The following is an 11780-nucleotide window of genomic DNA, read 5'->3' as shown; positions in this document are numbered from 1 at the left end:
TGATTACATCGAAATGTTTTACAACCCGGTTAGACGCCATAGTTACAACAATGGGCTTTCTCCGGTAAGATTTGAACAGCAGTACCAAGCGAGGTTGGCAAGTGTCTAGGATATTGGTAGCGATTCACAATTAGCTACTATCGCTTTAGCGGCTCACTATGCGGCACCACTTGCTGTAGTAGTTGGCACAACATTGGGAATGCTCATTGCGGATGTGCCTGCGGTATTTGTTGGCAATAAGTTTGCGGCAAAGATTCCAATGAAGTTAGTTCACTCCGTTGCCGCCGCTATCTTTGCGATTATGGGTGTGTTGACGTTACTTGAAGTTGATAAGCTATTTTAAGGAGACACTATGACTTGGATCATCACCAAATACTTACTAACGGCTGGAATGGTTGTATTCATTAGTGAAGTAGCTAAACGCAGTGATAAGTTAGGTGGTTTTATTGCCGCCCTGCCTTTGATGACTTTACTAACGCTGACTTGGCTCTATATTGAGAATCAAACGGAAGAAAAGATAGCCAACCATGCTTATTACACTTTTTGGTATGTGATTCCTACGCTACCAATGTTTCTGCTATTTCCATATTTACTTCCTAAATTAGGCTTTTGGCTAACAATGGGCGCGAGTATTGTCGTAACAGTTATCTGCTTTGGACTGTTTGCCCAACTCATGAAAAACTTCGGAGTTCAATTGTTGTAATGTTTTGTCGTTTAAAACGACAGCGATAGTCAAAGTACGAAAGAGTCTAATACTGTTGAACACAGCACACTACAGAAATGAAAAAACCACCCGCAGGTGGTTTTGGTGTTTCTTGGTGGCCCGGGACGAAATCGACCAGGGCTGGGGATGCCTGACTCTATTCCATCCTACAAAAGCAATATAAGAATTGTTGGGTGGTGCCCATTGGTGTTTTATGGGTTTCAGTTGAACTATTAATGAGCTTAAAAGTCTTGCCAAACTGCCCATGGAGATTCTCTGAGTCATAGCGAACGACATCCAACCCACTACATTTCTCAGGGCCATCTGGACCAAAAGTGGACATAATCACATAACCACCATGCTTAACAGAGCGCATCACTTGCTCTACATATCTGGCTCGCTGAGCTTCTTCCGTTAAAAAGTGGAATACAGCTCTGTCGTGCCAAACATCAAAATAATTCTGAGGAAGCGTTGCCTGAGTAATATCAGCACAATACCAATGTACTTCTTCTGCTGACTTTCCCAGCCTTTCTCTAGCGACATCAATTGCTTTCTGAGAAATATCTAAAACACTGATGTCTTGGTAACCCTCAAATAAAAGGTCGTCAACTAAAGTAGCTTCGCCGCCACCGATGTCAATAATCGCGGCATCTTTATTGGCTGTTGCTTGATGAATGAGATTTAAAGAAGTTTCAAGATGGGGCGTATACCAACTGACAGCATCTGGTGCCTTAGTGTCGTAGACTTTTTCCCAGTGTTCTTTGTTATCCATAATTACCTTTCACATAATTATTTGATTCATTCTATGCTCATTAGATCAGTTTGTCGTTTTAAACGACGTCTACTGACGCAGGGATGTCTAATTGATTTGTCTTTTTAAAGGACGCTTCTTAATCGGGATATCTGATACCAATGGCGATTAACCCTGCCAAGCAGAATGAAAAAACCACCCGAAGGTGGTTTTGGTGAAAATAATTCCAGAGGCTTTTATTAACCGCCACCAGTGCAGTCAGGATTTTTATCTTGCCAAGAGACGGTTGCAGAACAGTTGGCACCTACTGGCGATGATGAACTTGCTCCAGCACAAGCAACTAAGCTAAGGGATGTAGCAAAAGATAAAACGAGTAGGGTCAGTTTTTTCATAAGAAAATTCCGTTTAATTTATGAAACGACTGCAATCTTGGTGGCCCGGGGCGGAATCGAACCACCGACACAAGGATTTTCAATCCTCTGCTCTACCGACTGAGCTACCAGGCCAAGAGTTGGAATTATAAATGAAACTGTTTGACACCTTGGGAAATCATGGTCCAGCGTATAAATTCTGCCCAAACCGTATCGTTCACTAGCCTAGAACACCGACTCCACCGCCCTCTCAGAGTTCCCATTCATTTTGCTTTTGTAGTGTTGCCACTTTTTAGGGATGTTGATTAGATTGGCGGGAAATGGGGGGATGAGGTAGAGATGTCGGAATCCTCTGCTCTATCGTTGGGCTGTTGTTGGAGTGTCGTTTTAAACGACAGCGCTTGGGTGGGGGGGCAGAAAACGGCCCGATGAAGATAGTCGCCAATCTTTTACCGCCCTTTAATTTCCGCAAGGACTGGCTTTACTTGTATTGGTCTGATTGCTTTTCTTGCAGCTCTAAGTTCTTGGCAAGGCGATACGCAATGTAATAACGGTAAATATTGCGCACATAGTCTGTAGTTTGAATACCAACCAGCTGCGCAACTGCAATCTCCACATTGTCCAACCAGATATTCGGATTTAAGCCTTTTTCAATTGCAAGCTGCCTCGCTTTGGCAATATTATGCGGTCCGGCGTTATAGCTTGCAAAAGCAAATAAATCTCGGTTTTCAGGACTCAAGTCTTGCCCTAGAGATCCTTGCGCCATTAAATAATCAAGATACTTACTTCCAGCGTGGATATTAGACTCTAAAGAAGTGATGTCTCCCACATTCATTAACTTTCCTGTACTAGGAAGTAGTTGCATTACTCCAATTGCTCCCGAAGGATTTCTAGCAGATTGATTTAATCTTGACTCTTGATACCCCATAGCCGCTAACATTAATGGATCAAAGTTATATTGCGCTCCATAGGTCTGGAAATATCGAATGGATTCTTGATACCTTTTTTGAGATATTAAATCACGCGAATCTGTTAACTTACTCACATGATTGGCATATGACTCCCATTCCCCGAATAAAGCACGCGAATGCTTCATTTCAAAATCAATAAATTTTTGGAGTACCTGCTTTAATTCAGGATTATCTTTACGAATTGCCCAACCCATCCGCACATCATCATTAATAATGATATTCGGATGTGGCTTAATTTTTGGAAGCGCCTTAGACCACATGGAGACCATCCAATCATAAGTTACCGTATTGGGTATGAGGCCCGCATTAACCATTTCTAGAGCGCCCTCATCATCTAAATTCTCAGGCAGCGCCACGATTTTCACTGGGGACTTCTTGTTTGTCCTTAAAGTTTCATTTAATTTTATGATGCCATCGTGATTGCGTAATTGTGGCCTTATATACAGGGTCTGACCAGATAGCTGCAGTATGTCGCTAATCTCAGGTGAGCTGGGGCCGGTTACTAGTACCTCTTTGGCTGGGAAACGCATGGGCTCAACAAAATCGATGCTTCCTGGAACTTCTGAGTTGGTTTGCAATCCTCCCATCGCTATATCTGCTCTACCCTCAATAACAGAAGGCACCAATTGGGTTGGCTTCATAGGGTAAGCAACCACTTCAAAGGGAATCCTTTTAGCGGAACTAGGATATTGCGTATTGAGCCAAATTGAGAGATCCTGCAAAACTATCGGCAATAAACCGATTTCATTTCCTGCGTCGTTATAAAAAAAGGTTTTGCTATAAGGCACTGCCACACGAATTGCCCGAACCTCCAGCATTCGCCCACCAAAGTCACCAGTCATTACTTTATTCAATCCCAGCAAGGGCGACTGAGCTATCTCTGACTCAGAAGGAATCTGAGCCACCGAGTTTAAGGGTGTGAAAAAACTGAGTATTAGGAATACCAATGATGCTATGCGTGGTAATTTTCTAAACATCAACTCATCTTAAAACAAAAATTAGCGAGTCAATTGGATGTTGGCTGGCCTAAAGACCTCATTTGATCCAATTGAGTTCTAGCGTGTCTGGATTGGTAGTGGGTAGTTTAAGTTGTCGTTTAAAACAACAACTTATCGATTAGGAGTTAATGAATGGCGCTGCGCATAATCCGCATTGCCTGCTGGTCCACATTGATGAATCCGTGCAGCGGTCTGTCTAGATCAGCAATGATCCCCACTGCTAGCGCCACCAAGAAATACAGTCCCCAAGACAAAATGATGTGTCGCTTAGACCCCTCGCCCAAGGATGCACCCAAAAGCACTCCATTAAAAATAAGAAAGAGCCCTACCGGAACAAACAATCCATTAGGGACATTGTTTAATAAGTATTCAGTTCGAGCATTCTCTGCAGTTCCGACACTATCGATTGCCTGAAACAAGACATCTAAAGAGCCACCCTGGGGGTCCTTTATAGCCATGGCCCTTAATTGCGACCATATTTTTTCAAGCTGGTGTTGGCTTTTATATTGGATCTCCCGAACTGACTTTTCATTGCTTTGAGTTGACGCCAGTTCTAGCCGTATATCTGCATACTCACGAATGTCTTTAACTAGCTCTTGGGAATAGGGTGCGGGTTGTAGTTTTGCCGCTTGATATGCTGTTTTAATTACAGCCGCCTCATTAATGACAGCCTGACGATTTAATTCAAAATGATCCATCGCCGAGGAAAATGTAAACCCCAAAAATAAGGCAAGCAATGCTAATGACGAATTCGTGATGGTACTGACATTTTCATCGCTATTATCAAAATAATGAGGGGCGTTTTTAGAAACTATCTTTAGCGCAAGACGACCAATCCAAAATCCAAGCTCTGACGAAACGACCAGAACAACGAAGACCCCGAAAATCAAAAGGGGGAGAGATAGATTTAATAGGGATTCGATCATTGCCTTTAATCCTGAACAATCTGTCCATCTAAATTAATTGCTTCTTGCAAGGCTCCGCCTTTTCTACTGGCAAGATACTTCACACCTTTAGCACCATAGTTTTCTGAATGAATTTGATTGGGCAGCAAATGAAAGGCGTCTCCCGCCAAGTAAGAGCATTTGATGCCACCAATGGTGATGTCAATCTGCCCCTCAATCACCAATGCATGAACTTCATAAGGATGAGCATGTAAGTCTAAGAATCCGCCGACCTCTCGCTCGACTAAAACGGGGGCTGGAAAGCCTTCTTTTGCTAATTTTTCTAAAAATGCTTCTGGCTTCATTGACGAACTTCTATTAATTTGAGTGCCTCATTGTAATGACTGCGTTAATTAGCAGGATGTGCCTTTATCTCACGCCAAACCAAATACGAGCTGCTTCATATGGGTCTTCTAAATGCTCATCTCTGATTTCAAAACTTTGCATAACATCACGAATCATCTGTACAGCTAGATTTTGTCGATTGTTATTAAAGTAACGATCTGCATCATTGCCCATCAACCAGTCAATTGCCTCTTCGAATACGCCCCCATCATTGGCGGTTTGCAACCACTTGCTAATGACAAACTTGCCCTGTAAGAAGATACTTACTTGAGCCTGTAATACTTGCTCATCTAAAGAGCCTACCAATACTTTCATATTAATAGGATCTTTGGACATGAGTGAACGCTTACTTTATATGCTTAATTACTTGGCACGAGTCTTCTTTGGAGCAGCTTTAACTGCTTCACCAAATTGGCCTTGAGCCTGGCTTAGTGCTGACTCAAGGCTCTTTTCAAAGTTAGCAAATGTATCTGCTGCAGATGCACGAGCCTGATCAAACTGTTGAAGTGAAGTTTCAAAGGCTGTTTTGAATGCAGAAATAAAAGCTTCAGATCCAGCAGGAGCTGCCTTAGTAGCCTCTTGAACAAACTTCACTAAATCTTCACGAGCATCATCAATCGAAGCATCAATTACATTAGCAACTTCTTGATTGCCATTGCGAATCACATTGCTTACTTTGGCTTGATAGGCGGCCGCATACTTAGCAATTTCTTGGGCAGCTTCTTGCTGGCCTAAGTTAGCGAACTGTTGTGGATCTTTAATGGCGGACAATTGGGCGCTAGCTTCTTGGGCTACAACCATTGCGTCTTTAGCGGCAGCTTGATTAATTTCTGCCAATTCTTGTGCGCTCTTGGCGGCCACTTCAGCCAAATGTTTAGCGTTTTCTAGAGCCTTAGCTTGAGCTTGGGCAATCTGGTCATTTAATTGATTCTGAAACATGGCATTTCCTTTATTAGTGAGATAGCTGTATTTTGCTGCGATGCACCATTTTAAGAGCACTTTGGCGACAAAACAAGGCCTATTTGCTGCGACGCAACATATTTAGGGTGATTACCTAATATCCACAGCTAATAAATTGCATATGATGAAATGACTGTTAGAACCCTAGATAGGCAACATGCTCAGAAATACCAATCAATTACCCGTTAAATCTGGCGTGGTTTATATAGTAGATGATGATGGGGCAACGCGGGATTCGCTATCCTGGTTACTTGAATCAAATGGGTTTATGGTGAGCTGTCATGAAAATGCTGAGCGTTTTTTACAAGCACTTGCCAGCACCGATTCTGCAACAGTGGCTTGCGCCCTATTGGATATGAGACTGCCAGGCATGTCGGGGATTGAACTTCAAAATAGGCTTCGTGAGGATGGTCACCTGTTTCCTGTTGCGATAGTTACTGGATATGGGGAAGTGAAATTAGCCGTTCAAGCAATTAAACAAGGCGCAGTAGATTTTTTAGAAAAGCCGTTTAAAGAAAATCAACTTTGTAGTCTAGTAGAGAATATGTTGTCAAAAGCTTATCTAGAGCAAAAGCAAAATTTAGAAGTGCAAGCAGCGCAGTCCAAACTAAAAACTCTAACGAAACGCGAACGAGAAGTTTTAGAGTGCATTGTTGCAGGGTGCACCAATAGAGAGGTTGGTGAGACTTTAAATATTTCACTCAAAACAGTTGAAGCACATCGAGCCAATGTCATGGATAAGCTCGGAGTGAATAGAGCGGCAAGTTTATTAAAGCTAGCCATCTCTCATCAGCAATAATTTTACATAGCAAGCGTCTATTAACCAGACGCTTAACTTTTTTGTTCTAAATGGAACGGATAATCAACCATCCTCTATCTATCGAGGTTTTATTGGATATGGCACCTAAAGACCCAAAGAATTAGTTCTCATTAATGCTAGAAGCATTCTTCTCTAATTTTGATAAGACTTGGTTACGCACTAAATTAAGTGCACCCTTCATTGTGTATAGACGATTCTTCTCCTCTGAGGATACCCACCCATCTCGGGTGTCTTTATCGAGTTGCTCCAACCTAATCAATAACTTCCTAAGGAGATCTGGATTATTTGTATTCGCAGATAATTGATCAATTTCTTGAATCTCATCATAGCCATCCTCAATAATCATTAGCGAGTGCTTACTTCTATAGCTAGGTAACAACCTAAAAATTGGATAAATTACTGCTAATAGCCCTAGTAATATAAGCCACATGCGATCGATGTAACTTGAAAGCCAAACTGGTAGTCGCTCCAACATCGGCATCCTGCCGCCCTCATAAAATCTTTTAGCAATCGGACTAATTGCAACTGCATGATCTACATAAGCTGGAAAAAATTCTGGCTTTGCAAAGAATTGGTCTAGTTCATTAGAAATTTTTTCCGCGGCTAAAAGGAAAATGCTCTGTACCGCAGGATGCATATCCTTCCCAATTAAGAGGGTGACTGTTGAAGCTAACATCTGTATATCTTCAGCGGGGTAGGCTTTGTTTAGATCTAAAGAGCCCTTAGGAATAGTCACCACACTCATGTAGGGTAATTTTTTTACATAGGCAGGTGCATAACTAAAATTGAGAACATGGATGTCAGGATGTTGTAATAGCTCCTGAATATTAGGGCTATTAAATCCATCCATAATGAACACTCCATCAATCTCATTACTCAGCAATCTTGAAATAGCATCTTTGTTCGGTATTTTGAGCACATTAGGTCGACCCTCGATGGAAATTCCGCTTAAAGCCAATATCCTTCGCAAGATAATCTCGGCCGCACTTCCACTCGGGCCAACCGAGACTTGTTTGGTTGAAAAATACGCAAATGGCTTTGGTCCATGAAATTCTGGCCCCCTATAAAACAGCCAAAGTGGAGCATATTCAACGCTTCCAAGCGATCTCAATCCTGGATAGGCCCCGCTATCGGCTACACCGCCAATCATGAGTGCCGCATTAACAGCGTTTCCCTTATCCGCAAGATCGACAAGACTTTTTGCGGAGCCCTGGGTATTAACCAAGTGAAGGTGAACACCCTCAGCCTCAAAATAGGGAATAAACTTTTTTCCAAGCATTTCAAATGTTGAGCCTTCTTGTCCAACAGCGAAATAAACATCCTTTGGCGGCAAAGGGCGGCTGAGAATAATTAAAGCGGTTATGCCAACGCATAGCAGCAATAACCAGTGCCAATCAGTTCTAATTAAATTCATCCATGAGTGAAGCTCTTGAGCCAAAGAATTTCGAAGATGAGAAATTAGAGAGGGATTTCTAGACATTAGTGCGCCCAAAGAGAGATTAAAAAATTAACACTTGGCTCTTACTCTTTTATTAGACAACAATCCCTTGCTTGAATCTATTTAAATTCTTATTGCTTAATCAAAAGATTCAGAGTTCTATGGCTAAACTTTGCGGCTCTATATGTGAAAAAATATTTCTCCAACTAGACGCTGTCGATGCCATTCGGGCGATATTCGAAACCGCTGGAAGCCACGAGATTCGGTGCTTGTAGGGCGGCGGGTCGCAACCAGCTAAGACCCAATGTGCAGAACTGTTTTAGTCCTCTATCCTAGCTTTTCAATCCTCTGCTCTACCGACTGAGCTACCAGGCCAAGAGTTGGAATTATAAATGAAACTCTATTCCAGCCCGAAAAACGGGTCTATCGCCGATAAGTCTTGGGTAAACGCTGAAAATTGCTGCCAAATGCTCTTACCGTAGCCCTAACTACCGCTAGCTACAGCCTTTGCTCTGGCAGCATGCAGTTTCTTATAGCTATCTATTAGACGATGATGCCTATCGAGGCCCCCTAACTTCATGCTGGTTGGAGTCAATCCATAGAAACGAACACTTCCGTCGACTGAGCCCATGACAGCATCCATTCTTTCGGCGCCAAACATTCTACGCAAATTGACTTCGTAGTCCTCAAGATTGAGATCATCGTTTAGGACAATCTCGAGTACCGCACTTAAAGCCTGATAAAACAATTTGCGCTCTACTGTATTGTCGTTGTATTGAAGGAAGGCGCCGACAAGCTCATGAGCCTCTTCAAATTGCTTTAAGGCAAGATGGATCAATAGCTTTAGTTCGAGAACTGTTAGCTGACCCCAAGGCGTATTTTCATCGAATTCAATGCCAATCAATGTAGCAATATCGCCGTACTCATCAAGCTCATTATTTTCTAAGCGCTCAAGTAGCGCATTCAATCCGGCATTATTCAAATTTGATAAATTCAAAATATCGTTGCGGAACAACAGCGCCTTATTGGTGTTATCCCAAATCAAATCTTCTATTGGATAAACCTCGGAATACCCTGGCACTAAGATTCGACATGCGATTGCACCCAACTGGTCATATACCGCAACGTATGACTCCTTACCCAAAGATTCAAGAATGCCAAATAGGGTGGCAGCCTCTTGAGCATTTGAGTTTTCGCCCTTGCCAGAAAAATCCCACTCAACAAAATCGTAATCTGATTTTGCACTGAAGAATCGCCACGACACAATTCCACTTGAATCAATAAAGTGTTCAACAAAATTATTTGGCTCAGTCACTGCCTCACTTGCGAAAGTGGGCGGGGGTAAATCATTCAAGCCCTCTAGGCTGCGGCCTTGAAGCAATTCAGTCAAACTCCGCTCAAGCGCCACCTCCAAGCTTGGATGGGCGCCAAAGGATGCAAATACTCCGCCTGTTCTTGGGTTCATCAGAGTAACGCACATGACTGGGTAGACGCCGCCTAATGATGCGTCCTTGACTAATACTGGAAAACCTTGATCCTCAAGACTCTGAATGCCTTCCAGAATGCCGGGATATTTAGCGAGAACTTCTTGTGGCACATCAGGTAAAGCAATTTCACCTTCAATAATTTCTCGCTTCACCGCCCGCTCGAAAATCTCTGACAAGCATTGCACCTGAGCCTCAGCTAAGGTGTTGCCAGCACTCATGCCATTACTGACATAGAGATTTTCAATGAGGTTCGATGGAAAATAAACTGTCTCGCCATCGGACTGACGAATATATGGCAAAGAACAAATCCCGCGCTCGACATTACCGGAATTGGTATCAATTAAATGTGAGCCACGTAGTTCACCATCAGCATTAAAAATCTTTAGGCAATACTCATCAAGAATTTCTGGGGGGAGCGAATCTTTTGGCCCCGGCTTAAACCAGCGTTCATTCGGATAATGAACAAATGCACCATTAGCAATATCTTCACCCCAGAATGCCCCGGCGTAAAAGTGATTGTTGCTGAGTCGCTCAATATACTCACCAAGCGCTGAGGCCAGAGCACTTTCCTTGGTAGAGCCTTTACCATTTGTAAAGCACATTGGCGAGTGCGCATCACGAATATGCAAAGACCACACATTAGGAATTAGGTTGCGCCATGAGGCGATTTCAATCTTGATTCCTAAGTTTGCCAACACGCTAGACATATTGGCAATGGTTTGCTCTAGCGGTAAATCCTTCCCCGCGATGTAGGTGCTTGCTTCAGAGGCTGGCTTCAGCGTCAACAAAGTCTGCGCATCAGCATCTAAGTTCTTGACCTCTTCGATAACAAACTCGGGCCCCGCTTGAACAACTTTTTTTACTGTGCAGCGCTCAATCGAGCGCAATATGCCCTGACGATCATTTGCGGAGATATCTTCCGGCAATTCAACCTGAATTTTGAAAATCTGTTGATAGCGGTTATCTGGATCAACAATATTATTTTGTGAAAGCCGAATATTCTCAGTTGAAATATTGCGTGTATCGCAATACAACTTCACAAAATAGGCCGCGCATAAGGCCGATGAAGCTAGGAAATAATCAAAAGGTCCAGGGGCTGAACCATCGCCCTTATATCGAATGGGCTGATCAGCAATCACCGTGAAGTCGTCGAACTTGGCTTCAAGACGCAACTTTTCGAGAAAGTTAACCTTTATTTCCATGGGAGTAATTCCGAGATGATATGGGCACCATTATCCGTCGCATCGGCAATGCTGTGTGCCGCATCAATGGCCACAAAGATTCATTGCCAAGACTGATGGCAGGTGTATTACTGCTCGGCCTTATTGCGTGACGTATCGATTCCCAAGGCCTTTAACTTGCGATAAAGGTGAGTACGCTCGAGACCTGTGTATTCGGAAATCTTGGTCATACTGCCGCCCATAATGATCATTTGGTGCTCAAAGTAGGCTTTTTCGAATAAGTCCCTAGCCTCTCGGAGCGGCAAATCAAAATAGGTTTTGGCTATCCCGCTAATATATTCGCCATCTTGGGCTTGGGGCGCCTGTTCGCTGACCACCGCCTTAGGGCTTGGGCTTGACGTAGATGCTGACGCAGCCCTCTCTTCAACTGGCTCCACATACTTAGGGGAACTCTCCAGCGCTTTATTAACTGTCTTTAGTAGCTTTTGAAGCGCAATCGGCTTTTCTAAAAAGTTCAGCGCGCCAATACGTGTAGCTTCAACCGCGGTATCGATCGTGGCATGTCCAGACATCATGACTACCGGCATTGTGAGCTGTCCGGTCTTGGACCACTCTTTTAACAGGGTAATGCCATCAACATCTGGCATCCAGATATCCAGCAAAACAAGGTCTGGGCGCATTTGCTCGCGGATTGTGCGAGCCTGCATGGCACTCTCTGCCGCATAAACGGTGTGGCCTTCATCCGTCAGAATCTCATTGAGAAGCTCTCGGATTCCCATCTCATCGTCGACCACCAAAATACTTGCCATTC

General features: G+C 43.3%; 14 protein-coding genes and 1 tRNA gene. 4 read left to right on the top strand and 11 right to left on the bottom strand.

Going from position 1 to position 11780, the window contains the following annotated elements; all coding sequences use genetic code 11:
* The 3 genes from ICN30_RS11735 to ICN30_RS03580 all read left to right on the top strand — a co-directional run.
* On the top strand, window positions 1-109 hold a 109-nt coding region (locus tag ICN30_RS11735), incomplete at its 5' end, for an IS3 family transposase (RefSeq protein WP_370626583.1).
* 3 nt (window positions 110-112) lie between these two features.
* Window positions 113-343: a TMEM165/GDT1 family protein gene (locus ICN30_RS03585; RefSeq protein ID WP_370626582.1), complete on the top strand. Its 231-nt coding sequence runs from the start codon at window positions 113-115 to the stop codon at window positions 341-343.
* A 9-nt stretch (window positions 344-352) separates the two neighbouring features.
* The gene (locus ICN30_RS03580) at window positions 353-703 is read left to right on the top strand and encodes a DUF3147 family protein (protein WP_216273239.1); all 351 of its coding nucleotides are present in this window, start codon (window positions 353-355) and stop codon (window positions 701-703) included.
* 157 nt (window positions 704-860) lie between these two features.
* On the opposite strand, the gene ICN30_RS03575 is transcribed toward ICN30_RS03580, so the two are convergent.
* From ICN30_RS03575 to ICN30_RS03540, 8 genes are all read right to left on the bottom strand, one after another.
* Complete coding sequence (locus ICN30_RS03575; protein WP_215284971.1) at window positions 861-1475, bottom strand: class I SAM-dependent methyltransferase; 615 nt, start codon at window positions 1473-1475, stop codon at window positions 861-863.
* Between the two features lie 218 nt (window positions 1476-1693).
* Window positions 1694-1846, bottom strand: coding sequence for a hypothetical protein (locus ICN30_RS03570; RefSeq protein WP_216273237.1), 153 nt, complete (start codon window positions 1844-1846; stop codon window positions 1694-1696).
* Window positions 1847-1884: 38 nt separating this feature from the next.
* Window positions 1885-1960: transfer RNA gene (locus tag ICN30_RS03565), tRNA-Phe, on the bottom strand.
* 346 nt (window positions 1961-2306) lie between these two features.
* Window positions 2307-3701 carry a transglycosylase SLT domain-containing protein gene (locus ICN30_RS03560; protein ID WP_216273235.1) on the bottom strand — a complete coding sequence of 465 codons (1395 nt, stop codon included), beginning with the start codon at window positions 3699-3701 and terminating at the stop codon, window positions 2307-2309.
* A 218-nt stretch (window positions 3702-3919) separates the two neighbouring features.
* Complete coding sequence (locus ICN30_RS03555; protein ID WP_216229630.1) at window positions 3920-4720, bottom strand: hypothetical protein; 801 nt, start codon at window positions 4718-4720, stop codon at window positions 3920-3922.
* A gap of 5 nt (window positions 4721-4725) precedes the next feature.
* The gene (locus tag ICN30_RS03550; protein ID WP_216273232.1) at window positions 4726-5043 is read right to left on the bottom strand and encodes a cupin domain-containing protein; all 318 of its coding nucleotides are present in this window, start codon (window positions 5041-5043) and stop codon (window positions 4726-4728) included.
* Between the two features lie 64 nt (window positions 5044-5107).
* Complete coding sequence (locus tag ICN30_RS03545; protein WP_216273230.1) at window positions 5108-5419, bottom strand: hypothetical protein; 312 nt, start codon at window positions 5417-5419, stop codon at window positions 5108-5110.
* 27 nt (window positions 5420-5446) lie between these two features.
* Entirely contained in the window at window positions 5447-6022 is a 576-nt protein-coding gene (locus ICN30_RS03540) for a phasin family protein (protein ID WP_216273228.1), read from the bottom strand.
* Between the two features lie 178 nt (window positions 6023-6200).
* Between ICN30_RS03540 and ICN30_RS03535 the strand changes: the two genes are divergently transcribed.
* Window positions 6201-6842 (top strand): response regulator transcription factor, encoded by a 642-nt coding sequence (locus tag ICN30_RS03535; RefSeq protein ID WP_216229626.1) that lies wholly within the window; start codon window positions 6201-6203, stop codon window positions 6840-6842.
* A gap of 121 nt (window positions 6843-6963) precedes the next feature.
* Here ICN30_RS03535 and ICN30_RS03530 read toward each other — a convergent pair whose 3' ends face one another.
* The 3 genes from ICN30_RS03530 to ICN30_RS03520 all read right to left on the bottom strand — a co-directional run bounded on the left by ICN30_RS03530 (window position 6964) and on the right by ICN30_RS03520 (window position 11778).
* Complete coding sequence (locus ICN30_RS03530) at window positions 6964-8343, bottom strand: TAXI family TRAP transporter solute-binding subunit (protein WP_216273226.1); 1380 nt, start codon at window positions 8341-8343, stop codon at window positions 6964-6966.
* 442 nt (window positions 8344-8785) lie between these two features.
* Entirely contained in the window at window positions 8786-10990 is a 2205-nt protein-coding gene (locus ICN30_RS03525) for an OsmC domain/YcaO domain-containing protein (RefSeq protein WP_216273224.1), read from the bottom strand.
* A gap of 107 nt (window positions 10991-11097) precedes the next feature.
* Window positions 11098-11778 carry a response regulator gene (locus ICN30_RS03520; protein WP_216273222.1) on the bottom strand — a complete coding sequence of 227 codons (681 nt, stop codon included), beginning with the start codon at window positions 11776-11778 and terminating at the stop codon, window positions 11098-11100.
* Window positions 11779-11780: the final 2 nt, after the last annotated feature.

Origin of the sequence: Polynucleobacter sp. 31A-FELB, from assembly GCF_018882405.1 — a bacterium.
GTDB lineage: Bacteria > Pseudomonadota > Gammaproteobacteria > Burkholderiales > Burkholderiaceae > Polynucleobacter.
This window is presented reverse-complemented; position numbering and strand designations above follow the sequence as displayed.

What these genes read in the sequence shown, in the direction of transcription:
- ICN30_RS03535 (WP_216229626.1), top strand. Translation starts at nt 6,201, where the DNA reads ATGCTCAGAAATACCAATCAATTACCCGTTAAATCTGGCGTGGTTTAT.
- ICN30_RS03530 (WP_216273226.1), bottom strand. Translation starts at nt 8,343, where the DNA reads ATGTCTAGAAATCCCTCTCTAATTTCTCATCTTCGAAATTCTTTGGCT.
- ICN30_RS03545 (WP_216273230.1), bottom strand. Translation starts at nt 5,419, where the DNA reads ATGTCCAAAGATCCTATTAATATGAAAGTATTGGTAGGCTCTTTAGAT.
- ICN30_RS03570 (WP_216273237.1), bottom strand. Translation starts at nt 1,846, where the DNA reads ATGAAAAAACTGACCCTACTCGTTTTATCTTTTGCTACATCCCTTAGC.
- ICN30_RS03525 (WP_216273224.1), bottom strand. Translation starts at nt 10,990, where the DNA reads ATGGAAATAAAGGTTAACTTTCTCGAAAAGTTGCGTCTTGAAGCCAAG.
- ICN30_RS03580 (WP_216273239.1), top strand. Translation starts at nt 353, where the DNA reads ATGACTTGGATCATCACCAAATACTTACTAACGGCTGGAATGGTTGTA.
- ICN30_RS03575 (WP_215284971.1), bottom strand. Translation starts at nt 1,475, where the DNA reads ATGGATAACAAAGAACACTGGGAAAAAGTCTACGACACTAAGGCACCA.
- ICN30_RS03520 (WP_216273222.1), bottom strand. Translation starts at nt 11,778, where the DNA reads ATGGCAAGTATTTTGGTGGTCGACGATGAGATGGGAATCCGAGAGCTT.
- ICN30_RS03555 (WP_216229630.1), bottom strand. Translation starts at nt 4,720, where the DNA reads ATGATCGAATCCCTATTAAATCTATCTCTCCCCCTTTTGATTTTCGGG.
- ICN30_RS03540 (WP_216273228.1), bottom strand. Translation starts at nt 6,022, where the DNA reads ATGTTTCAGAATCAATTAAATGACCAGATTGCCCAAGCTCAAGCTAAG.
- ICN30_RS03550 (WP_216273232.1), bottom strand. Translation starts at nt 5,043, where the DNA reads ATGAAGCCAGAAGCATTTTTAGAAAAATTAGCAAAAGAAGGCTTTCCA.